This window comes from Bradyrhizobium sp. AZCC 1578 (assembly GCF_036924675.1).
Taxonomy (GTDB): domain Bacteria; phylum Pseudomonadota; class Alphaproteobacteria; order Rhizobiales; family Xanthobacteraceae; genus Bradyrhizobium.
The window spans coordinates 4541841-4562875 of the sequence record NZ_JAZHRZ010000001.1 but is presented as its reverse complement, the minus strand read 5'-3'; the positions used below and the strand labels follow the sequence as shown (position 1 = coordinate 4562875).

Sequence of the window (21035 nt, the reverse complement as noted above, 5' to 3'; positions counted from 1 at the left end):
ATGGCCGATGCCGTCAAGAACGCCCGCCGCTCCGACGAAGCCGAGCGCAGCCGTCATCTCGCGGTAACCGAATCGGTTGCTTTCGCCACCATGCTGCTCGGCCTGCTCAACGATGCCGACACCGCGCTGCACCGCCTGGAGCACGAGGGGGAAGCCCGCGCGGCGCAGCCGGCTGCCCTGCACCCGCCTCCGGCAGATATTGTCGCGGCCGCGCGGCAGCCGGCCGATCCCGCACCCGGCCATGACGACCAGCATGCCGGCATGATCGAATCTCCTGCGGCCGACCTTTCGCCTGCGGTCCACGCCGACGCCACGGCAACGAACACGCCGCAAGATACGACCGCGATGCTCGCCGAAGCTCCATCAGGCGACGTGCTCGCCGCGCAGGCTTTTACATCGACGCCCGTGCTATCGAGCTTCAGCGCAGCTCTGGATCACGCGCCATCGGCAGGCGCAGGCAGCGCGCCGTCCGGCAGCAGCATCGCATCACCGTCACTCGATCTTGGCGCGTCCGCTCACAACCTTGCAGACAGCCTCACCGGCATCGTCGACACCGCGCTTGCAACGGTATCGAGTACGATCGCAAGCGTGAGTGCCACCGTCGGCCAACTGACGACGACCGTGACTGGCACCGCGAGCCATCTCCTCGACGGCTTGACCGGCACGCTCACCGGCCTGATCCAGGACGCGCCGGCCACCGGCCTGATCGAGCCGCCGACGACGAACCTTTCCGGCCCGACATCCAGCACAACGGATTTCTCCGGCGCCGCGCAGCACGACATACCGCTGCTCGACACTGCGGGCGCGATACCGACCTCGCTGCTACATCCGATCCCGCTGCAGCTCGGCTTTCTCGGCCAGCCGACGATGGACGGCCATGAGCCGCATGACGGCGCATTCTCGGCGCTGGGGATCCATCATTTCTGAGACAGCGACGGCGCCATAAGCGGCGATCTCAGCTCGCAAGGTGCCGCGGCTGCGAGATAGCCTGCGAGCCCACGCTGCGAACTCACTTGCCGACGTCGTGGTGATTCTGCAGAATGGTCCAGTTACCCTTCACAGCGGCCCTCTCGACCAATCCCGGAACGATGCGTTTTGCGTGAGCGCGCGCCCGGCCGTCGTAGTCTGGGTAGATACGTAGATACAACGACACGCCGGAAGTGGCGGCCGGCTGCACACTGCCGCAAAGGAGCTCTCCGATGAAGCGCCTGCACCGCCCTCTCGCCGCACTGTTGATGCTTTGCCTCACCACCGCCGCCCGTGCACACGACGCTGGGCCGGTGAGCGATCCGGAAGCACTCGGCTTCTCGTCATCGCGGCTGGCGCGGATCGCAGCCTGGCAGCAGTCGCAGGTCGATGCCGGCGCCTTCTCGGGCGGCGTCGCGGCGATCGCGCGGAATGGCAGAGTCGCGTATCTCCGCGCCGTCGGCTTTCGTGACAAAGCCAAGACAATCCCACTCCAGCCCAATGCAATCTTCTGGATCGCTTCGATGTCCAAGCCGGTCACCAGCGTGGCGGCCATGATGTTGGTTGAGGAGGGAAGGCTCGACCTTGCCGCCCCGGTTCACCAATATATTCCCGAACTCAAGGACATGGTGGTCGCCGTCGAGAAGAAAGACCCGGTGACCGGCAAGACAGAGCTCGCCCGCGAGCCGCAGAAGCACCCGATGACGGTGCTGGATCTGCTGCGCCATACCGGCGGACTGGTCTACGGCGTCGGTGGCACGAAGGTGGACCAGCTATATAAAAGCCTCTACGGCAATGCCGGCGTTTGGCGTCGGGACAAATCTCTTGCCGACTTCGTCTCCGGGCTGGCCAAGCTTCCACTTGCTCATCAACCGGGCGAGGTCTGGGAATACGGTCACTCCGTCGATGTGCTCGCGCGTGTCATCGAGATTGCCTCCGGTCAACCGTTCGACCAATTCCTGGAGGCACGTCTGTTCAAGCCGTTAGACATGATCGACACCGGCTTTTACGTGCCCGAAGCCAAGCTGTCCCGCCTGGTTGATCCGCCCGCCAGCGGCTGGGGCGGTCCGCCGGACAGCGTGATGGCGGACGTCACCAAGCCGACGAAACTGTTTTCGGGCGGCGGTGGACTGGTGTCGACTGCCGCCGATTATCTGCGGTTCTGCCAGATGCTGCTCAATGGAGGCGAACTCGACGGCGTCCGCATCCTTTCATCGGCAACCGTGCGGCTGATGACCACGAACTCGCTGCCGCCTGATATCCGCTTCGCCGGCATTGCCAGCGGCCTTGTCGGGCCCCAGGCTGGCTCGACCTGGGGACTCGGCCTTGCGGTCCGCAGCGATGCCGCGTGGAGCGTGGTGCCGGGATCGGTCGGCAGCTTCACCTGGATGGGCGCTTCGGGCACCTATTTCTGGGTTGATCCAGCGGAGCAACTGACCGCCGTCCACTTGATCCAGGTTGCGCCAGGCAAGGGCGGTCCTTTCAACTATGCGTTTCGCAATCTCACCTATGGGGCCTTCCGCGTTCCCGACCAGGGCGCCCCCGATGCCGCACGGGCTCCGTTGAGAGTCGACGCGAACAGACTTGCGGCTTACGTCGGAACCTACAGGTTCGCATCGTCGAGTTCGCGCGACAAGCAAGAGCGCCGCGAATTCGGCGGTCTCGGCCTCGAAATCGCGATGCAGGGTGGTCGCGTCAAGGTGGCGTCTCCGATGCCGGACGCGCCTGCCGCCAGAGCTGGCGTCATGGCCAATGACATCATCACGCATCTGGATGGCGAGGCGACGCAAGGCAAGTCCCTCAACCAAGTGCTCGACAAGATGCGCGGGCCCGTCAACACCTCGATCCACCTGAAGATCGTGCGCAACGAGCAGCACGAGCCGATCGAGTTGACGGTCGTGCGCGCCCCGATCCGAGCGGCAGGAGCTGACCTTGAAGTCGCCGTCAAGGATGGCAAGCTCGAGCTCGAGGCCAGTCGTGCCCTGTCGGTTCTTGACTTTGAGAAAGGCGCACCGATCACGGTTGTCCCCATGTCGAGCAGCGAGTTCTTTGTCGATGGCGGCGACCACACGCGCCTTGCATTCCGCCGCGACGGTACCGATCAGACGATGCGCCTGGTGCTGGATCCGGGGCCCTGGCAGATCATTGGTCAGCGGATCAACTGACCGGGAGACCAAAGCGCAGACGCGAGGTCCCACGCATCGTCCATGTGCGCCCCCCGGCATCCCCTCGACGACGCTCAATCCGGTCGCGTCGGCGTTCCCTGTGATGTGGTGCTACGACGGCCATTGCCCTCGGCCATCCAATCAACTATGAAGCCTGCTTCCGCGCGACTGGCGCTCAGATGGACAACCATCGGGGAGCGCGGAAGCTAGATGCCGCGCGCCTGGGCACCGCTCTTTACGGAGGTGCCATGACTGCGGAAATCATCGACGGGCGCAAACAGGCGCAAATTCTTCTCGACAGTGTTGCGGGTGAATTGGGGCAGCTATCCCAAGCACCGGGCTTGGCGGTGGTGCTGGTCGGCGATGACCCGGCCAGCCACATCTACGTCCGAAGCAAGATCAAGATAGCGAAGCAGTTGGGCTTGCGCGGCGAGACGAAAATCCTGCCGCATGGCGTCAACGAAGCCGAGCTGCTTTCCGTCATTGCGACGCTGAACGAGCGGGACGATATCGACGGTATTCTCGTCCAACTCCCATTGCCGGCGCACATCGACACGTTGCGCATCATGGGCGCGATCGATCCGGCCAAGGATGTCGACGGCCTGCATGCGCTGAATGCCGGCCGCCTGCTGCATGGCGCCGACGCCCTCGTGCCATGCACGCCGTCGGGTTGCCTGAAACTCATCAAATCGATCGCGCCGGATCTTACCGGCTATCACGCCGTCGTCATCGGCAGCTCGAATATCGTGGGCAAGCCGATGGCAGCGCTGCTTCTGGAAGAGCGCGCGACGGTGACCCAAACGCATGTCCATACACGCGGCATCGCGTGCATCTGCCGCGAGGCGGACATCCTGGTCAGCGCAGTCGGCAAGCCCGGACTTGTGCGCCGCGACTGGATCAAGCCGCAAGCCATCGTCATCGACGTCGGCACCACGCGTGTCGCGAAGCAGGACGGCGGATATGCCGTTCAGGGCGACGTCATTTTCGAGGAGGCGGTACAGGTTGCCGGCGCCATTACGCCCGTGCCAAGAGGGGTCGGTCCGATGACCATCGCATGCCTGATGGAGAATACGGTGAAGGCAGCGAGAGGCCGGCTATCGGCACGGATGCGGCTGGCGTCTACCGCGGCACACTAACTTCGCCTTTCCCTGCACGCTGTCGCGCCTACCCAACCTTCATTTGCTTGGCCGGGGTCCGGTCAACCTCGGCAGCAACGTCGGTAATGATCTCGCGCAGCCAAACAAGGGCGGGATCCAGGTGAAAAGACGCCGGCCATTGTAGGGCTTCTCGAAATGCGGGGATGCGGACCGGCGCACGCAGCAGCTTCAGCGGAAAGTTTCGCGCGAAAATTACAGCGAGGCGATGATGCATTGTCGCGATGCGGTCCGTTCCGATCACCATGGCAGCCATCGCGGTGAAGTTCGGGGCAATGACCTCGATGCGGCGCTTATAACCTAACTGCACGAGGGCGCGTTCATCGAAGGATACTCCGTGAATGGGCCCGAGCTGAGCCGTTATGTGTCCAAGCTGAAGATAGCGGCCAAGCGAGATCGAGCGCCCGATCTGGCGGCTTCCGCGCCAGGCGACGCAGCAGAATTCGTCTGCAAACAAATGCTGGCTGGGATGGCCATCAATGAGATTTGTATCGGGGATCACGACGAAATCGACCTCCCCTCGCTGAAGCTGGTCATCGACGCGATCACCGAAGGGAAGAATTTCAAGGCAAACCCGCGGCGCGGCGCGATAGACGCGCTTCATGACGGCGTGCATCAATACGATGCTCGCATAATCGGAAACGACCAGCCGGAAACGCCGCTCGGAACTCGCCGGGTCGAATTTTGGCGGCGAGATCAGATTGGCCCGGATTCGCAGCAGGATGTCCCGGGTTGGTCTTTCCAGCGATTGCGCCAGCGGCGTCGGCACCAGCTTTCGCTGTGAAATCGTGAAAATCTCGTCGTTGAAATACTGACGCAATCTGCCAACAGCGGCGCTCATCGCCGGCTGGCTGAGATGAAGGCGTCGACTGGCTCCCATGACGCTGCGTTCTTCAAGGATCGCATCAAGCGCGATCAGGAGATTGAGGTCCAGGCCTCCGAACCGCATCGGCTTACATCCATCATTCAAATATCACAGATCAATATAATCGATTTTTCAAATTTAAAAGTCCCGTGTACTCAAGACGCAATCAAGAAATAAGTCGTGCATTGGGAGAAACGCTTTGATCAAGCCATGGATCTTTGAATTCATGCAGGCCCCGAACCTGAGCGACGGGGAGACCCTGCCCAGTACCGTGACTGCCGTGTTCGACGAAGGCTACGCGCATTGGCTCGAAGCCGAGAAGCTGGGGTTCGAAGGAATATTCTTTAGCGAACATCACTTCGGTCACTCATATAGCCCCTCTCCCAACCTCTTGATTGCAGCTATTTCTCGTCACACGACCCGGCTGCGGCTGGGAACGATGGGAATGGTCGTGCCGCTCTATGAGCCATGGCGCATCGTCGAAGAACTGACGATGCTCGATCACCTGACAAAGGGACGCCTCGAGATCGGCTTTGCAGCCGGCGTGCCGCAGGAGCTCGCGCGGATAGGCTTAGGGATCGAGGAGGCCCGCGAGCGGTTCAACGAGGCTTTGGAGATACTCGATGCCGCCCTCGTGAACCACGTCATCAGCCACAGCGGAAAGTATTGGAAATTCGAAAACCTCAGCCTGATGCCGAACGTCTTCCTGCAGCCGTCTCCGCCAAAATGGACAACTGTTGTAAGTACCGGATCCGCGCAGAAATCCGCTCAAAGGCGATCCAAGATCTGCACCGGCTTCGAATCCGTCATCCGCATATCAGAAATTTTTGACGTGTATCGCGCGGAGTCTGCCAAACTGGGATTTCCGGCAGGGCCCGATCAACTCGCAATCCGGCGCAATGTCTCCATTTCATACAATGCGGCTGAGGCGCGCGAGGAATCTCGTGCCGCGAAGGCAGCGACTCTGAAAGTTGTGGCTGGCGATCCGCGCGTTGTCCAAGGCACATCCTCATTGCTCGATGCGCCGCGGGCTGGAGCCGGCTTTTCACTGCATGACGACGATTACATCGCCGGCACACCGGCGCAGGTCGCCGAACAGATCATCGATCAATGCCGCAAATGCGGCGCGGGCCATTTCCTCGCGATGCTGGGAAGGAGCTTTACGCCGCGTCGCCGTGAAACACTCGCTCTCTTCGGCGAGGAGGTGATCCCCCAATTGCGACGCGCGCAGATAGGTTGATGAGCCCGATTGCGAGCCGAGCATTGCGGGCTTGCGGCACAACAACTGGAGCGAAGCATGATTCAGGATAAGCCTCTTGTTCTCGGGATAGGAGGAACCCCGCGGCGCGGGTCATCGTCCGAACGCGCGCTCGTGATCAGCCTCAAGGCCGCCGAGGATGAAGGCGCAAGGACCCTGCTTCTCTCCGGTGCAGAACTGCTTCTGCCGATGTATATGCCCGGACAGCAACAGTCCGATCAGGCTTCGCGTCTCCTGGCCGCGCTTCGTGAATGCCACGGCATTATCATCTCGTCGCCGGCCTACCATGGATCGATATCTGGACTGATAAAGAACGCGCTAGACTACGCGGAAGAACTTAGAACGGATACACGCGCTTACCTGGATGGAATTCCCGTCGGCTGCATTGCTTGTGCTGGCGGATGGCAGGCGGTTGGGCAGACATTAGCCGCGCTTCGGACGGTTGCTCATTCCCTTAGAGGCTGGCCAACGCCGTTTGGTGCAATGTTGAACACATCCAGCGCACTGTTCGACGCCGAGGGAAATTGCACCGATGCGGCAACCAAACGTCAGCTCGAGACGGTGGGCCAGCAGGTGATCGATTTCGTGCGCACGCAATCTCGCGGCAGATTGGCAGCGCACTCCTTCTCGACAGAAACGATGGTCCAACCGTAGTCCGGCTCGCGGCCAAAAGGGAGTTTGACGTGGTATTCGAAACGATAAAGCTCGAAATCGATGCCGTGGACACGGTCATAAAAGTCATCGGAAGGGGTCCGGCCGTCCTGGCGCTCCACGGAGCGGCAACGATCGAGGGGCAAGAATGGGCACGTGGTTTGGCCGACAGGTTTCGGGTCTATCTGCCATTCCACCCCGGCTTCGGCGAAAGCGGACCTGCGCCGCTTATCTGCGGGATGCAGGATTTGATCGTCCATAATTTGCGGCTCATCGCAGCATTGAGGCTGGATCGGCCGCACCTCGTGGGTCATTCCATGGGCGGCTGGATGGCGGCAGAAATGGCGGTGGTCGCCGGCGAACGCTTTGCTCGTCTGGTGCTGAACGCCCCTGCCGGGCTCAACCATCCTGACCATCGCGGCGCCGACCCCACCAAAATCGCTCCGCAAGATTTGCCTCACTACCTGGCGCATCGAACGGAAGTTGCGGCCCGATACTTTCCCGGAGGCTCGCTTGCACCCCCGCGCCGGAGCAGTTCATTGCGGCAACGGAGAAGGAAGGCCAGGCGCTGAGCAACATTCGGAAGGCCCACGGCATGGGACACCCGAATCTCGGTCGATGGCTAAGCCGGATACCCAACGAAACGCTTATCGTGTGGGGCGACAGGGACAGGATCGCGCTTGCCAGTCAGGCGGAACTCTGGGCAGGCGCGATTTCAAAAGCCCGCACTCATATCGTGCCCGGCGTTGGGCACTTCGCCATGCAGGAAGACCCCGCCTGTGTCGCGCCGATCGGCGATTTCCTCGCCGGTTGAAAGTGATTTACCCGCCCGCTCGCTTTCATATGCGGAACGGGATGCTGCGGATGGATCGAGCGATCCATCTCTATTCCTTCAAATAGTAAAAGCCAGGGAGATAATCATGAGAGCCATTGTGGTCGCGATCGCCTTCACCGCGGGCCTGATATCCACTTCGCTGGCACAGACTTCGCAGGTACAGACTTGGCCTAGCCAGTCCATTCGTCTCATTGTCAACTTTCCCGCGGGAGGAGCAGCAGATCAGCTCGCGCGCCTTGTAGGTCAACCTCTCAGCGAAGCTTTCGGTCAGTCGGTCGTAATCGAAAACAGGGGAGGCGCTGGCGGAAATCTGGGCGGAGAATTCGTGGCGAGGTCAGCGCCGGATGGCTACACCCTGCTGATGTCTTCAGGCGGGATGGTGGCGATCAATCCGCATCTGTATGCCAAAATGCCATTCGACCCCACGAAGGACATCATCCCCGTCGCTTCTGTTGCACGCGTGCCTTTCTATCTCGTCATTCGGGCGGACAATCCGGTGCGGGATTTCAAGGAATTCATTGCTGACCTGAAGGCCAATCCGGAAAAGCGGAATTTTGGATCGCCCGGTATCGGCAGTTCTCCCCATCTTGCGGCAGAAATGTTGAAAAACATGACCGGCACAAGCGCAGTGCACGTGCCTTACCGCGGCGCGGCACCTGCGCTCAATGACCTGCTCGGGGGGCAACTCGACTTCCTGTTCGATCCCGGCATCGCCATCGAGCACGTGAAAGCCGGCAAGCTGCGTGCTCTTGCGATCGGAAGCCCCCAACGATCGCCCCAACTTCCGAATGTACCCACGCTCGGCGAGCTCGGCCTTACGGGCTTTGACGCGGATGCCGTATTCGGCATCTACGCGCCAGCCGGAACATCACCCGATGTTGTCGCGCGTTTGAACAAGGAAATTAATCGATCGCTTGCAACCGCCGCGTTGAACGAGCGTATCGCGACCCTCGGAAATATTGCCGCACCGATGTCTCCGGAAGAGTTCAAGGAAAAGTCCCGCAAAGACTCCGAGCGGTTCGGCGTGATCATACGTGAGCGGGGCATTCGCGCCGCCAACTAGCTGCAAATGTCGTAGCCGGCCTCTGTGGCGCTTGACGTGCTGATCAGGCTCCACTTTCACTTCTGCCGCACGGGTTGGCGGATCACGGTCTTGAGCCTTTCGGGCGCCGTCTTGCGAGGGTCGCTCAGATAGACCTCATGATGCCGACCGGCGAAATCGTAGCCGCCGGAAGGCATGATCTCCCCGTGCAACCTCGCGAGCAGCGGTCCTTCGTCGTCGTAGCTGCCCACGTGCAATGCCTGGAGGCAGAGGCCTTCCTCCAGGCTTTCGAGCCTCAGACTGTCAGGAAGCGCGCCGAGCTTCTCTCGCGCCTTGATCCTGGCAGCCAGGAAGGTCTCGTCATCCACATAGTCCGGCACCATGATCATCATGGTCCATTCCCATTCGTTCTTGCGCCGTGCGGAGAAGCTCTCAGGGTCGGGAGCTGACCAAAGTCCCTCCAATGGCATCACGACGAAGTCTTTCCCGTTTGCCTTGCAGGAGAATTTGATCGTAAAGGCCGTCGCGTAGAGGCTTTCGACGGCCAGCCTATAAGCTTGGGCTGTGTTCGGGTCACCATGACCATCTACCATGAGGTAGGAAGCCGGCGGCACATCGATCGTCACGAAGCGGTTAAGGGGAGCGGTGAAGAGTGGCTTCCTCACCTTCTTTAGATCCAGCTTCTCCATCTACCCCTCACAGCATTCTGAACATGTTTGGACGGCCGAACCAGATCAGCCTTACTAGACTACACTAGACCACCTCGCGCAGAATACCTCGAGCCCGGAGAGCCATAGTGAGGAGGCGGCACCTTATGGAGAAGAACGTAAAGGACTTGTTTGAGCGCTATGAGAACCTGTTCCGAACGGCGCTTAGGGATCAAGTGGATATGGACCAAGTGGCGTCTTCATACGCCACTGCGTTCGTTGCGGCCTCTCCGGCTGGCGTCAGTGTCGGCCGGAATGACGAACACCTGAAGCAGATGATGCAACAGGGGTTTGAAAATTATCGCCGGATCGGTACGAAGGATATGCGACTTCGCAATGTCCGCATCGCACCGATCGACGAGCAGCATTGCCTGGCGCACGTCGCTTGGACCGCCATCTACGACCGTGGCAGCGAATCGGATGTTTCCATTGATTTTGAGGTCCATTATCTGGTGCAGCAACTCGAAGACACGCCGAAGATCTTTGGATGGGTGTCAGGGGACGAGCAAGCCGTTCTGAAAGAACACGGCATCGTCTGAATTCCGCTTCCCACACCGTTCGCGTCCCGGTGCAGCCTGCGATTTTGTGCTATGCTTGCAAATAGCCTTCAGCCAGATCAAGCGCGGTTTCACCGGTCCCGTTATGGCTGACATAACAGATACCGCTGGCGTCATTGTCCGGCCGCCGATCGCGTGGGTGCTCGCGGTGCTCGCCGGGCTCGCGCTCAACTGGCTCATGCCCTTGCCGTTCTTGCCGGCCGCGCTACCTGCAGGCTGGCTGGGCGCGATAGTGTTTACCCTCGCGCTGGCGCTGGTCGCGTGGGCGATCTCTACCATGACCCGGGCCGGCTCGAATGTGCCCACCAACCTGCCGACCACGACCATCGTGGAGGCTGGCCCCTACCGCTTCACGCGCAACCCCATCTATCTCGGCATGGTGCTGGGGCTCATCGGCTTGGCCATTGCCTTCAACAGCCTCTGGCTGTTGATGACGCTGCTGCCTTTCGCGCTAGTCATCCGCTACGGTGTGATCGCTCGCGAGGAAGCCTATCTCGAGCGCAAGTTCGGGGACGTCTATCGCCGCTACTGCGCGCGGGTCCGGCGCTGGCTATAGGGCACTTGTCGGCCAGGGACCAGCGCCGGGGGAACCCGTGCCTCGCCGTTCCCGCTCCGCAAATCGGCATGGGCATGGGTCGTGGGAAGGCGTATAATTGTGTGGTCCTTCGCGCAAAATGATCAACCTCTCGTGGAGGTGGCCATGAAATATGTGCTGCTTGGTAATCTGAGCCCGGAATGGGCAAGCAAGCAATCGGAGCGGATCGGCAAGGCCAAGACAAAACTCGACAAGCTAGGCATCAAGGTCGAGTCGATCCACTACACGCAGGGCTACTACGATTTCGTCGACATCGTCGATGCCCCGAATGAGGCGGCGATGCTCGCGTTCTCCGTCTGGTACGCGACCCAGGGTCTGGGGCGGGTCCAAAGCATGCCGGCCTTCGACCCCAAGACCTTCGAAGCCGCTATCAAGGACGCGGCGAACTAGGCGTCGCGGCGTGGCTCACGGCTTTCCTGCGACCGACCCGTGCCCACTTCGCTTGGGCGAGCAGGGTGCGGCATTGTTCCCGGGCGCGGGTGCCGCGCTTACCCCGGAGTGATCGAAGGCCGGGCGCGCCACGGTCGATGAAGGATGCCGCAAGCCGCTACGCAGCGATTACTGCGGTGGTGCGGCTTGGTCCGGACCTGTGGCTCAATCTGCAGAAGCGCTACGATCTGGAGCGGGCCGAGCAGGAGCTTGGCGAGAAGATCAATGCTATTCCCACATTGGAAGTGGCGGTTCTCTGACCGCTTGACGGGGCTCGCCGCCTGTGTTCTCTTTTTGTTCTTTGGGCAACAACGCGTATGAGGTCTTTCCTTTCATGCATGACATTTGCACCGACGCCGGGTCGATCACGCTCTTCATTCATAATGACGACGATACGCCCGTCGAATTCGTCCGGCAGCTCCTTCGCAACGTATTCGGCAAGTCGGAACGGGAAGCGATCGCATTCACCGCGCTGATCGAGAACAAAGAGAAGGTGGCCTGCGGCCCCTACCCGGGCTCGGTCGCCAAGGCGCTGCTGGATTCGGCACGGCAAAGCATCAGCGCCGCCGGTCATGGTTTGCTGATCACCAGCGAAACCGCGACCACGAAAGGCGCATGCGATCTTTGCGGAGCACCGGCGACTGGCAGTGAAATCCTGCTCGCCGGCGGCACGGCGTGCCTCTGCAACTGCTGCCTGCTTGCCGTCAGGCGCGCATCGGAGGCCGTGCCTGGAGACGAGTTCAAATACGCCTGGCTCGCGCTTGACTGGCACTTTGCCGGAATCCCGCGAAACCAGCTAGTGACGAGAGCGCGGCAGTTTCCCGGCCACATGCTCGCCGACGTCCAGGTCGCGGTCGACCAGTTGCTCGCCTCGGCGCTGCACTTCTTCGGCATTCACGAGGAGTATCGCTATGAGACGCTGGTATTTGCGGCCCTGATGAAGGATGGCCGGAACGCACCGGCGCTTGCGCCGCCGCAGTACCACGACGTCGAGATCGGTGAAGCGCAGCCGGTGAAATGCCTGCATACCGGACTGTGGCTGTGCAGGGCCGGCGAACTCCGCTACGCCGTGCTGCTATCGTTTCATCGCGAATACCAGCATGAGGCTGCGATACGCATCGAGATCGCCGTGCCGGCCGGCGCCGCCGGTGACGCACTCGTGCAACGTTCGTTCGCCGGGCTTGAAGAGGCGGTGCACGCCGCGCGTTCCTATCGCGGCAAGATCCTTTCGCTCGAAGGTGGATCCGATTATCGCGGACGGTCGAGCGGGGTCATGGTGCACCGGCTGCCGGCAGTCGGACGTGAGGAAGTCATCTTGCCCGAACAGACGCTGAAGCTGCTCGATCGCAACGTCATGGGCTTTGTCGGCAATCGCGCGGCGCTTCGCAAGCTGGGCCAGTCGACCCGCAAGGGCATCCTGCTTTATGGTCCGCCGGGCACCGGCAAGACGCACACGATCCGTTACCTCGCGACCAATTTGCCCGGACATACGACGTTGATCATCACGGCCGAGCAGGTGGGGTTGCTCGGCGCCTACATGAAGCTGGCGCGCCTGTTGCAGCCGACGATGGTAGTGATCGAGGACGTCGACCTCATCGCCCGCGATCGCGAGGAGATGGGATCGTGTGAAGAGCCGCTGCTCAACAAGCTGCTCAACGAAATGGACGGGCTGAAGGAGGACTCCGACATCCTGTTCGTCCTCACCACCAACCGGCCGGAGCAGCTTGAAGGCGCGCTGGCCGGCCGGCCCGGACGCATCGACCAGGCGATCGAAGTGCCGCTGCCCGACGGCATCGGCCGCAGCAAGCTTGTTCGGCTCTATGGCAAGGACCTGCCGATGGATCAGACCATCATTGATGAGACCGTGAACCGCACGAAGGGCGTCAGCGCCGCGTTCATCAAGGAATTGATGCGGCGTATCGCGCAAGCGAGCATTTTTCGGGACGGCGGTTCGACGGTCGAATCCGGCGACATCAGCGAAGCGCTGGACGACATGTTGTTCACTGGCGGCAGACTCAACGTCACGCTGCTCGGCGGCGCGCAGGAAATGGCAGGCTCTTGATCGGACCTGGCTTGGTAGAATAGGTTTTGACCCGCTACCTGCCATGAACCCGATCGTCTGAGCCAGCGGCCATGAGCGTTTCAGCCGACGACCTGTACAAAATGTCCGACGTCGAATTGCTGGCGGCCTACGTAGAGGCACGGCGACAGTTCGTCGAAAAGAAGTTCGCGCGCGATACGCAGCGGGCGCGGCTGGAGTGGCTCAGAGCCAAAATGTTCGTCGGCAGCCCGGGCGGGGTCACCGAGCGCAACATGGCTATCGACGTTTCCGAGGAAATCGCGCGCAAGGGCCAGGAACTGCGCGAGATGACGCGAGAGCTCGATCTGCTGAAGGTCGATGTCGACGTCATCGGAATCGTCATTCGATCCCGCGGCGTGCCGGCACTGGTCGCCGCACAAGCGGAAGACGCGGTTCAGGGCGACGCCGAGCGCGAAGGCCATTGAAGCGCAGGGGTGGCCTCGCAGGTCAAGATATTTGCGCGATGCAGTCGATAAGTGGCGCGCCGCGGCCGATGAGGATGGGCACTATTGCTTCACCGTGGCGCCGCGCCCAGATAATGTGAAGCTGCAACGCAGGACTTGATCGATGCTTCTGGCAATTGAGCAGGGAAACACCAACAGCCTGTTCGCGGTTCACGACGGCGACCATTGGATCGCCCAATGGCGATCGGCTACCGAGCCTAGCCGTACAGCCGATGAGTACGCCGTGTGGCTGTCGCAGCTCATGGCGATGCACAAACTTGAGCTCAGCCTTTTGAATGCCTGTGTGATATCGAGCGTAGTGCCGCAGTCGATCTTCAACCTGCGAAACCTGTCGCGTCGTTACCTGCACGCCGAGCCGTTGATCATTGGTGAGAACACCGAGCTGGGCATCGAGGTGCGGACCAAGAAGCCCTCGGAGGTCGGATCGGACCGTCTGGTCAATGCGCTCGGCGCGCTCAAGCTCTATTCCGGGCCATTGATCATTGTCGACAGCGGGACCGCCATCACGCTGGACGTGATCGCGAGTGATGGCGGCTTCGAGGGAGGTGTGATCGCGCCAGGCGTCCACCTGTCGATGGAGGCCCTGCATGCAGCCGCCGCGAAGCTTCCCAGAATTGCGCTGCAAAAGCCACGACGGGTGGTAGGCGATGACACGGTTAGCGCCATGCAGTCCGGTATTTTCTGGGGTCACGTTGCGCTCATCGAAGGAATGATTGCTCGCATTAAGGCCGAGCGGAACGAAGCAATGACGGTCGTCGCCACCGGCGGCGTCGCATCGTTGTTCCACGACGCCACCAAGGCGATAGATCACTTCGATCCCGACCTGACGATTCGCGGTCTGCTGGAGATATACCGGCGTAGTACGGGATTACGGTGACGATGCACTCGAATACAATCCGCCGTTCCTACTTCGCCAGCGCCGCTAGCGAGCGCAGATCGCTGCGATTTCCATCCGGCGAGTCGCGAGATTAAGCAGGAACGTAGGTCAACCTGATCACATCCTCGCCAATCCGATCATGGGTCACAAGGCGGAGCGGCGGCCGGGGTCCGGCGAAATATGGCTTGCCGTGGCCAAGCACGACAGGGTGCAGGTAGATTCGATACTCATCGATCAGGCCAAGTTCGGTGAGGCTTTGCGCCAAGTTCGGGCCAGCAACTTCGATCTCCCCGTCGCGCTCGGCCTTCAGCTTGCGGATCGCGCCCTCGAGATCATCCTCAACAAGCCTGGCGTTGGGGCCGACCGACTTCAACGAGCGCGAGACGACCCATTTCGGCTGTTTCCGCCACGCCGCCGCGAAGGCGTGTTCCTCTGCACCCCACTCAGGATGATCGTCGTCCCAGTAACGCATGATCCCATACATTTGGCGACCGTACACACTACCTGCCTGCCCCTGAGCCTCCTCGATGAAGTGGCGGAAGAGCGTAGGGCTTGGCGCAAACGCCATATGGTCGACGTAGCCGTCCAGGGACTGGTTCATTCCGAACACGAGCTTAGCCATACCCAATTCCTTCCTCACGCGGCCCATCCACGCGGTTCTGATTGCGTCATGAAATCGGTTGTAAGCTAGATTGACTGATTTTGAATCGCAATTGGGAACGGCGACGGCACGTTCGCCCGCGATCAAGTGCGCGCGCTGTCGCGCAGCGGGTGTAAGTCGTGAGCCGGAAAGAGGTTCGCATTCGTGGGCTGCGGAGCGAGCTGCTCCGAACGCTAACCGCCGCCTCTGGCGTAGAGGCGGCGGTGCCAGGCGTTCGTGCCTTTGAACCGAAATGGCGCGCCACGGTCGATAAAGATGGGCACTACTCGTTCGCCGCGGCGCCATGATGCCGTGGCCTGCCGCGTGTTCCAGCCGGCAAAACTGCGAGGTTGCACGATTGCGCGCTACGCCGACGATTAGCCCGAATGATACGGCGCAAAGCGAGCAAATGAACCCACAAGTCCGGGTATGCCGGCAAGGATCAATATCGCGCCGATGGCGCGCGTCAGCTCAAGCCCAAGGAATGGCGATCGACCTCCCAGTGCGTAACCCACCATGGGAGGAACACTGCCAACACGCCGGGCGCGGCGACGAGGAAATGGCGCCCCGGCGTAGATGAAACTGATAACTACGTTTCCGCCGGAACGCTATGACGCTGCAGCCGCGAGACCGCTGTCGCTCGAAAAGTTGCGACAGATTGCGAAATCGCACTACGCCACGCGATCCGGCTGAAGCGTGGCACGTCCAACCCCACCCGCTGACGCGGGCGGGGGTCTCCCTTAACCGTTACCGATTACTACCGAGTGGTTCTGCCAGTCCGATGAGAAGTCCTTCGGGGCCGCGGATGTAGCAGAGCCGATACGAATCCTCGTACTGAACCACTTCGCCGACGAGCTGCGCACCGTGCTTACGGAGTCTGGTGAGTGTTTCGTCGATGTCGCTCACTGTGAACATAGCACGCAGGTAGCCGAGGGCGTTCACCGGGGCGTTCCGGTGATCGGCGACTACAGACGGGGTGAGAAAACGCGAGAGCTCGAGGCGGCTGTGGCCGTCGGGAGTGAGCATCATGGCGATCTCGACGCGCTGATTACCCAGTCCAGTGACGCGTCCGGCCCATTCTCCTTCAACCATGGCTCGCCCCTCAAGCGTCAGGCCAAGCTCGGTGAAAAAAGAGATGGCATCATCGAGAGATTCCACCACGATGCCGACATTGTCCATTCGTAGCAATTTACTTTTGGTCATGATTTCGGTCGTGTCCCTGGTGATGGTGTAGCTGCTGGACGGTAGCACTACGCCATCCACGGCGCGAAGAGCTTCGGGCACGCTCATTTCGGACTGCCTGCGATTTTGCGCTACGCCTGCAAATAACTTCGGCTGGCTACATCGAAAGGAACGCAGGTTCCGCCATGGCTGACACGGCAGGTACCGCTGACGTCATTTGTCCGGCCGCCGATCGCGTGGGCGGTCGCGGTGCTTACTGGGCTCGCGCTCAACCGGCTCACACCCTTGCCGTTCTGGCCGGCCGCGGTATCTGCAGGCTGGCTCGGCGCGATAGTGTTTGCCCTTGCGCAGGCCGCGTGTCTTCCAAAAGGGGGCGCGCCATCCATCGAGTTTGAATCAGAGATTCTCCAGACTGGAAATCCCGATTCCGGTAAAAAACAACTTGCTCTAGCGTTTTGTGGCGTGTGCTCGGGACGAGGTTGGCCGTTAACCCTTCGTCTTGGCCTGCATGGGCGCGCACGATGCCCTGACACCGCTTAGCGCTTCCATTTTGCGATACCATGCAACGGTGGCGGGTGTCTTTGGCGAAGCGTCGGCAAGATAGAGTTGGGTCAGGTTCGATGCAATCGACAGGTCCGCGATCGTTGGCGTGTCTCCGGCGACATGGGCGGAACGTGACAGCCTGGCTTCCAGGACCGGAGCGACATCCGCCAATCGCCGTTCGCCACGCTCGATTGCGGAGGCGTCGCCATTGGGGCCGAGGAATACCTTGTTGAGGACGATATCGACCACGGCGGGGCCGAGGCGGCACTGGTTCCAGTCAAGCCATTGTTCCACCCGGGCGCGCGAGTCGAGCGCTGCCCTCATGCGAGCCAGCGTAGCGCTCACGACGATGCCGCTCTCGTCGGCAAACACCGAGCATTTCAGACCGACCCTAGCGTCCATCAACGTACCTCCACCCCGGGCCTAAAGGCTTCTTTTGATTTCATCACGGCGAGTGATCGATTAATGGTCTCTTTGTCGGCGTTGGCGTTGTACTCCATTCGCCATCCATTGCTCATGACGTAGGCCGGCCCCTTGTCTTCGTACCCGTGGTGAACGCCTTTAAACAGCACGAGTTGAACCTTGTCGCTCACAATTTCTTGGCAAACTTTCGGATCGTTAGCGTTGTCCTTGTCGCCCGTAAAAATGATAAGCCGCGTCGAGAACTTTACCTTGGTCAGACTAGCACAACCCGGCGAGACGGCAAAAACAACGGCGAAGGTGTTGCGGTGATTGGATGAGTAGTGCGAATGGCTGATCATCATCACTGCGGTACCGCCATTGCTCCGACCCATCACGTAGACCCCGCTGGGGACAGCAAGCTTGTTCTCGATCAGATAGTCGAGCGCCGAGTAGGCGTCTTCGGCTCGCCGCCAGCCCCAGTGGTAATTGGCTTCGCCGCAAGTCCGTTCAACGTTGCGTGGCTTGAAGCTGTCGAGGATCACAACGCCAATGCCATTGTCGAGAAAAACCTTGGCCTTTTCCTTGGCCCAAATGGCGACCGCCTTGGACAAGCCGGTGCAGCCGTGCATCAAGATGATGAACGGCACCGGGCCGGTGCTGCCTTTAGGCTTGATGATTTCAGCACTGAGCACACCGTTCTTCTGCACCTTGCCCCCTTCCTCCGGAGCACCATTGAGAAAGTTCTTTGACAAGCCTGAGCGGTGCTTGTTGTCGGGAGTGTAGACTGCATCATAGTTGTGCGCGTAGTCACCCTTCCAAGGTATCTTGACCATTTCGGCTGACGCTGCCGTGGTGATTAGCGTCGTTATCAGCATCGGGAAAATGCGTTTCATTTCTTTGATCCGTGTCCCCTAGGAAAATAGAATCGCACCAATACTTGAAGAAGGCTCAAAAACGCCTTGTAGGCCGGATTCCACCGGCGCTGCTAACTATCTCAGCCTTTCGAATGCAGAAATGCTAGAATGATTGAGGCTATTCGTCGCCGTCACGAGCGCAAGGTTACCCGCTTCGGCCCTTGCACACTCACGCAACCGCAGACGCTGCTTTGCAGGGGTTTCTCGCGGGGAGGGGGAGAAAGTGGTGGATAGGATCTTAAAAATGGCGGAGAGGGAGGGATTCCCATCCTTCCGCCGGAAGTCGCGAAATACGCTGAAAAACAAGGATCCCGCAAAGGTCCGGCTGAGATTTGTGACCACCGCCGTGTACCACCGTTTGGGACCGACGGGCCCTCAGGTTCATTCAATTTCGAGCCGGCTGGGGTTGGCCGACTTCAGCGAATGGGAATGACAGAGCTTGTCGACTACCTCTTGGGAACGGCGCTGAAGGTGCACGTGTATTGATACGTGGCATGTCCCCTCCAGTCCTTGTCGCGGCCGTCGCCCGCTTCGTGCCAAGTGATCGTGAAATCGGGGTACTGTTCCCGGTATGATTGAGCTTGCGGCTCGCAGAACTCCGTATAGCCATGCCCGCCGTCCACCCGCGACGAGGTGAAGTTTGGTAGCTTGGGCGCCTCTCGAACTGGCTTGGGGATCGAACAAAGGCCCACGTTCTGACACGCTGAATGTATCATAGCTCCGGCCTGACCGAGCGCTCCGAAGAATCCCAGGACGGCCATAAGGAGCACCGTCGGAATGGCGATCCAAACCAGGACCTTGTTCACTGAAGACGGAAAGCCCTTTTGGGGGCCGATGATATCGCTCACGCCCAAACTCCACTAACCGCTCTGTCACGCAGCGTTACAATGCGTAAACGGCGGCTTCGGTTTCCTTGAACAGGCTTCCTTTCATTCGCAACGTTGAAGGATTCGACCGACAAGCCACCCCCGTTTCTACCGCTGGCGCTCGCCAGCGACAGAGTTCCGGCGGCCATGAATCCGCCGAGGTCGGAGCCGACTTTCCGACGGTTCATTTAGTCTGCTGTTGCCATGCACATTCATCTCGCTCCGCAATCGATCGAAGCCCTCGCCGTGGTCATTTCAGGTGGCGGTGGCAACGATCAGACACCTCCGATCGGCATCTACAGGTCGGCTTCCAAACTCGAATCCTTCATGCGCGGCTGCAACGTCGCGATGTCGGTCGGCGCAGGATCGCGCCTGCCGACGCTCGTCGAAGCTCTCGAACGGGCGAACCGCGCCGGCGACCAGACGATCTTGAGGAATATCATCGAACGGGCGGCTGACCCTCGAGACTTCCTTTCGGATCCGGACCGGCTGCAGGCCGTCATCAACTATCTCAACGCGCGCCTGGCGTACGACGGGCTCGAGCTGCAGCGGGTGGGCAACCAGGTCCGCCTCGGCGCGCCGGGCCGATCCGCCAGCGTGGTCGAGGCTCTCGTCAGCGCGGTCGTTGTGATCGACTTCGACACCGTGAACCGCGATCTCGAACGGGCGCTTGCCAGCGCGGAAAACGATCCTGAGGACGCCGTTACCTCGGCGTGCTCGGTGGTGGAGAGCGTCTGCCGATCGGTTCTGGTCGAGCTCGGTGTGCCGTTGCCTTCGAAGAAGGACATCCAGGGTCTTTACCAGGCGGTCCGCGAGCCGCTGGGACTGACGCCGGACAAGCCGGGCGTTGCCGACGACATCGCGAACGACGTCCGCACCATTCTCGGCGGCCTGAATTCGGTCGTAAACGGCGTCGGCTCCCTCCGGACGCACGGCGGCGACGCGCACGGGCGCGAGCGCGGATACCGAAGGATCGATCCGCGCATCGCCCGATTGGCCATCCATTCCGCGAGCACCGTTTCACTGTTTCTGGTAGAGACGTGGCAAAAGAAATTCCCGACCAGGCAACTCAAGTCTCACTAGAACTGACGATGATGGACGATCACCTGCTCTCGCTCTGAGGGCCTAAGCTCTGGCTCACCCGGCTCCTCGCTGCCGTCCGGCCATTGCGCGCGCCCTGAATGCCTCGGCGCGCCGCCGCCTTGCTTTTTGCGCCCTTCGCCAGGCTTTCGTGAGCGGCGGCCCGGCATCGCCCTTTTCGCGATATCCTCGGTAATGCCAGTAGCTGCGAGCGCCGAACGTATGTTTGCTGAACATGATTTTCCTTCGCCGGTGGTGGCGATTTCAAGGCGTTCAAGAAGCCCTGCGCCGATCAAACGATGACACTTAGTGCTTCCACTTATATCAAGCCCGCGATAATATCGGAAACACTTAGAATCGAGGAATTTACGTGAGCAGGGGCCCTGGCCATGTCGAACGCAAGATCGTCGAGATATTCAGAAGGACGAAGCGTAGCGGCGTTCTTTCCACGTACGACCTCTGCTGCGAGGTCTTCGGGACGAACGACGTCGAGAAGAAGCACCGCGTGTCGGTGCTCCGGGCGATGAAACGAATTTCCGCGACTGGCGAGGTAAACATTTGGCGGATCGTGCTGAGAGGGCAACCGGATGACGTCTGGTTCAATCATGACGAGCAGCCGCCGTTGTCGTCCGAATATCGCAGCATAGTCGGCCCGGCGAGAGACGGTCGACCGAAGAAATCCGCTAAAGGAAAGACGTAGCTGATCGATCTAAATTGTATAATTCACCCGTCCCGCCGAGGTGGGCACGGCCGCACCGTATAC

Annotated in this window: 24 protein-coding genes and 1 riboswitch; of the genes, 17 read left to right on the top strand and 7 right to left on the bottom strand. The window is 60.6% G+C overall.

The window, feature by feature from the left end; all coding sequences use genetic code 11:
- The 3 genes from V1290_RS21785 to V1290_RS21775 all read left to right on the top strand — a co-directional run bounded on the left by V1290_RS21785 (position 1) and on the right by V1290_RS21775 (position 4267).
- Positions 1-927, top strand: coding sequence for a hypothetical protein (locus V1290_RS21785; protein WP_334366307.1), 927 nt, complete (start codon positions 1-3; stop codon positions 925-927).
- Positions 928-1199: 272 nt separating this feature from the next.
- The gene (locus V1290_RS21780) at positions 1200-3131 is read left to right on the top strand and encodes a serine hydrolase (RefSeq protein ID WP_334366306.1); all 1932 of its coding nucleotides are present in this window, start codon (positions 1200-1202) and stop codon (positions 3129-3131) included.
- A gap of 154 nt (positions 3132-3285) precedes the next feature.
- Positions 3286-3365: riboswitch (ZMP/ZTP riboswitch) on the top strand.
- Positions 3366-3379: 14 nt separating this feature from the next.
- Positions 3380-4267: a bifunctional 5,10-methylenetetrahydrofolate dehydrogenase/5,10-methenyltetrahydrofolate cyclohydrolase gene (locus tag V1290_RS21775; protein WP_334366305.1), complete on the top strand. Its 888-nt coding sequence runs from the start codon at positions 3380-3382 to the stop codon at positions 4265-4267.
- Positions 4268-4295: 28 nt separating this feature from the next.
- Here V1290_RS21775 and V1290_RS21770 read toward each other — a convergent pair whose 3' ends face one another.
- A complete protein-coding gene (locus V1290_RS21770; protein ID WP_442895005.1) occupies positions 4296-5234 on the bottom strand; it encodes a LysR family transcriptional regulator in 939 nt (312 codons plus the stop codon).
- A 115-nt stretch (positions 5235-5349) separates the two neighbouring features.
- Here V1290_RS21770 and V1290_RS21765 point away from each other — a divergent pair, with 115 nt between their 5' ends.
- From V1290_RS21765 to V1290_RS21745, 5 genes are all read left to right on the top strand, one after another.
- The gene (locus V1290_RS21765; RefSeq protein ID WP_334366304.1) at positions 5350-6390 is read left to right on the top strand and encodes an LLM class flavin-dependent oxidoreductase; all 1041 of its coding nucleotides are present in this window, start codon (positions 5350-5352) and stop codon (positions 6388-6390) included.
- A gap of 57 nt (positions 6391-6447) precedes the next feature.
- Positions 6448-7062, top strand: coding sequence for an NADPH-dependent FMN reductase (locus V1290_RS21760; protein WP_334366303.1), 615 nt, complete (start codon positions 6448-6450; stop codon positions 7060-7062).
- A 29-nt stretch (positions 7063-7091) separates the two neighbouring features.
- Positions 7092-7631 carry an alpha/beta fold hydrolase gene (locus V1290_RS21755; RefSeq protein WP_334366302.1) on the top strand — a complete coding sequence of 180 codons (540 nt, stop codon included), beginning with the start codon at positions 7092-7094 and terminating at the stop codon, positions 7629-7631.
- Between the two features lie 23 nt (positions 7632-7654).
- Positions 7655-7873, top strand: a complete 219-nt coding sequence (locus V1290_RS21750) for an alpha/beta fold hydrolase (protein WP_334366301.1) — start codon at positions 7655-7657, stop codon at positions 7871-7873.
- 106 nt (positions 7874-7979) lie between these two features.
- Positions 7980-8957, top strand: coding sequence for a Bug family tripartite tricarboxylate transporter substrate binding protein (locus tag V1290_RS21745; protein WP_334366300.1), 978 nt, complete (start codon positions 7980-7982; stop codon positions 8955-8957).
- A gap of 56 nt (positions 8958-9013) precedes the next feature.
- Here the strand turns inward: V1290_RS21745 and V1290_RS21740 are convergent, their stop codons facing one another.
- Positions 9014-9625, bottom strand: coding sequence for a GyrI-like domain-containing protein (locus V1290_RS21740; RefSeq protein WP_334366299.1), 612 nt, complete (start codon positions 9623-9625; stop codon positions 9014-9016).
- Positions 9626-9750: 125 nt separating this feature from the next.
- On the opposite strand from V1290_RS21740, the gene V1290_RS21735 reads away from it, so the two are divergent.
- The 7 genes from V1290_RS21735 to V1290_RS21705 all read left to right on the top strand — a co-directional run bounded on the left by V1290_RS21735 (position 9751) and on the right by V1290_RS21705 (position 14645).
- Complete coding sequence (locus V1290_RS21735; protein WP_334366298.1) at positions 9751-10182, top strand: nuclear transport factor 2 family protein; 432 nt, start codon at positions 9751-9753, stop codon at positions 10180-10182.
- A 103-nt stretch (positions 10183-10285) separates the two neighbouring features.
- Positions 10286-10756: a methyltransferase family protein gene (locus V1290_RS21730; protein ID WP_334366297.1), complete on the top strand. Its 471-nt coding sequence runs from the start codon at positions 10286-10288 to the stop codon at positions 10754-10756.
- 144 nt (positions 10757-10900) lie between these two features.
- Positions 10901-11185 (top strand): GYD domain-containing protein, encoded by a 285-nt coding sequence (locus V1290_RS21725; RefSeq protein WP_334366296.1) that lies wholly within the window; start codon positions 10901-10903, stop codon positions 11183-11185.
- Positions 11186-11322: 137 nt separating this feature from the next.
- Positions 11323-11484 (top strand): hypothetical protein, encoded by a 162-nt coding sequence (locus V1290_RS21720; protein WP_334366295.1) that lies wholly within the window; start codon positions 11323-11325, stop codon positions 11482-11484.
- Between the two features lie 74 nt (positions 11485-11558).
- On the top strand, positions 11559-13286 hold the full coding sequence (locus tag V1290_RS21715; RefSeq protein WP_334366294.1) for an ATP-dependent Clp protease adaptor ClpS: 1728 nt from the start codon (positions 11559-11561) through the stop codon (positions 13284-13286).
- Between the two features lie 71 nt (positions 13287-13357).
- A complete protein-coding gene (locus tag V1290_RS21710) occupies positions 13358-13729 on the top strand; it encodes a hypothetical protein (protein ID WP_334366293.1) in 372 nt (123 codons plus the stop codon).
- Positions 13730-13871: 142 nt separating this feature from the next.
- A complete protein-coding gene (locus V1290_RS21705; protein ID WP_334366292.1) occupies positions 13872-14645 on the top strand; it encodes a type III pantothenate kinase in 774 nt (257 codons plus the stop codon).
- Between the two features lie 91 nt (positions 14646-14736).
- On the opposite strand, the gene V1290_RS21700 is transcribed toward V1290_RS21705, so the two are convergent.
- The 5 genes from V1290_RS21700 to V1290_RS21680 all read right to left on the bottom strand — a co-directional run bounded on the left by V1290_RS21700 (position 14737) and on the right by V1290_RS21680 (position 19174).
- Positions 14737-15267, bottom strand: coding sequence for a dihydrofolate reductase family protein (locus tag V1290_RS21700; protein ID WP_334366291.1), 531 nt, complete (start codon positions 15265-15267; stop codon positions 14737-14739).
- Positions 15268-16032: 765 nt separating this feature from the next.
- Positions 16033-16488, bottom strand: a complete 456-nt coding sequence (locus V1290_RS21695; protein ID WP_334369121.1) for a VOC family protein — start codon at positions 16486-16488, stop codon at positions 16033-16035.
- Between the two features lie 465 nt (positions 16489-16953).
- A complete protein-coding gene (locus V1290_RS21690; RefSeq protein ID WP_334366290.1) occupies positions 16954-17412 on the bottom strand; it encodes a glutathione S-transferase family protein in 459 nt (152 codons plus the stop codon).
- A complete protein-coding gene (locus tag V1290_RS21685) occupies positions 17412-18305 on the bottom strand; it encodes a dienelactone hydrolase family protein (RefSeq protein WP_334366289.1) in 894 nt (297 codons plus the stop codon). Before V1290_RS21685 ends, V1290_RS21690 begins: the two co-directional genes overlap by 1 nt.
- Positions 18306-18772: 467 nt before the next feature.
- On the bottom strand, positions 18773-19174 hold the full coding sequence (locus V1290_RS21680; protein WP_334366288.1) for a hypothetical protein: 402 nt from the start codon (positions 19172-19174) through the stop codon (positions 18773-18775).
- 222 nt (positions 19175-19396) lie between these two features.
- On the opposite strand from V1290_RS21680, the gene V1290_RS21675 reads away from it, so the two are divergent.
- Together V1290_RS21675 and V1290_RS21670 are read left to right on the top strand one after the other, a co-directional pair.
- A complete protein-coding gene (locus V1290_RS21675) occupies positions 19397-20275 on the top strand; it encodes an abortive infection family protein (RefSeq protein ID WP_334366287.1) in 879 nt (292 codons plus the stop codon).
- A 367-nt stretch (positions 20276-20642) separates the two neighbouring features.
- Positions 20643-20972, top strand: coding sequence for a hypothetical protein (locus V1290_RS21670; RefSeq protein ID WP_334366286.1), 330 nt, complete (start codon positions 20643-20645; stop codon positions 20970-20972).
- Positions 20973-21035 lie beyond the last annotated feature (63 nt).

Excerpts from the sequence above, each read along its gene's own strand:
- V1290_RS21695 (WP_334369121.1), bottom strand. The coding sequence starts at position 16,488 with ATGACCAAAAGTAAATTGCTACGAATGGACAATGTCGGCATCGTGGTG.
- V1290_RS21690 (WP_334366290.1), bottom strand. The coding sequence starts at position 17,412 with ATGGACGCTAGGGTCGGTCTGAAATGCTCGGTGTTTGCCGACGAGAGC.
- V1290_RS21685 (WP_334366289.1), bottom strand. The coding sequence starts at position 18,305 with ATGAAACGCATTTTCCCGATGCTGATAACGACGCTAATCACCACGGCA.
- V1290_RS21750 (WP_334366301.1), top strand. The coding sequence starts at position 7,655 with ATGGGACACCCGAATCTCGGTCGATGGCTAAGCCGGATACCCAACGAA.
- V1290_RS21760 (WP_334366303.1), top strand. The coding sequence starts at position 6,448 with ATGATTCAGGATAAGCCTCTTGTTCTCGGGATAGGAGGAACCCCGCGG.
- V1290_RS21705 (WP_334366292.1), top strand. The coding sequence starts at position 13,872 with ATGCTTCTGGCAATTGAGCAGGGAAACACCAACAGCCTGTTCGCGGTT.
- V1290_RS21780 (WP_334366306.1), top strand. The coding sequence starts at position 1,200 with ATGAAGCGCCTGCACCGCCCTCTCGCCGCACTGTTGATGCTTTGCCTC.
- V1290_RS21745 (WP_334366300.1), top strand. The coding sequence starts at position 7,980 with ATGAGAGCCATTGTGGTCGCGATCGCCTTCACCGCGGGCCTGATATCC.
- V1290_RS21775 (WP_334366305.1), top strand. The coding sequence starts at position 3,380 with ATGACTGCGGAAATCATCGACGGGCGCAAACAGGCGCAAATTCTTCTC.
- V1290_RS21725 (WP_334366296.1), top strand. The coding sequence starts at position 10,901 with ATGAAATATGTGCTGCTTGGTAATCTGAGCCCGGAATGGGCAAGCAAG.
- V1290_RS21715 (WP_334366294.1), top strand. The coding sequence starts at position 11,559 with ATGCATGACATTTGCACCGACGCCGGGTCGATCACGCTCTTCATTCAT.
- V1290_RS21720 (WP_334366295.1), top strand. The coding sequence starts at position 11,323 with ATGAAGGATGCCGCAAGCCGCTACGCAGCGATTACTGCGGTGGTGCGG.
- V1290_RS21770 (WP_442895005.1), bottom strand. The coding sequence starts at position 5,234 with ATGCGGTTCGGAGGCCTGGACCTCAATCTCCTGATCGCGCTTGATGCG.
- V1290_RS21700 (WP_334366291.1), bottom strand. The coding sequence starts at position 15,267 with ATGGCTAAGCTCGTGTTCGGAATGAACCAGTCCCTGGACGGCTACGTC.
- V1290_RS21740 (WP_334366299.1), bottom strand. The coding sequence starts at position 9,625 with ATGGAGAAGCTGGATCTAAAGAAGGTGAGGAAGCCACTCTTCACCGCT.
- V1290_RS21675 (WP_334366287.1), top strand. The coding sequence starts at position 19,397 with ATGCACATTCATCTCGCTCCGCAATCGATCGAAGCCCTCGCCGTGGTC.
- V1290_RS21730 (WP_334366297.1), top strand. The coding sequence starts at position 10,286 with ATGGCTGACATAACAGATACCGCTGGCGTCATTGTCCGGCCGCCGATC.
- V1290_RS21785 (WP_334366307.1), top strand. The coding sequence starts at position 1 with ATGGCCGATGCCGTCAAGAACGCCCGCCGCTCCGACGAAGCCGAGCGC.
- V1290_RS21735 (WP_334366298.1), top strand. The coding sequence starts at position 9,751 with ATGGAGAAGAACGTAAAGGACTTGTTTGAGCGCTATGAGAACCTGTTC.
- V1290_RS21710 (WP_334366293.1), top strand. The coding sequence starts at position 13,358 with ATGAGCGTTTCAGCCGACGACCTGTACAAAATGTCCGACGTCGAATTG.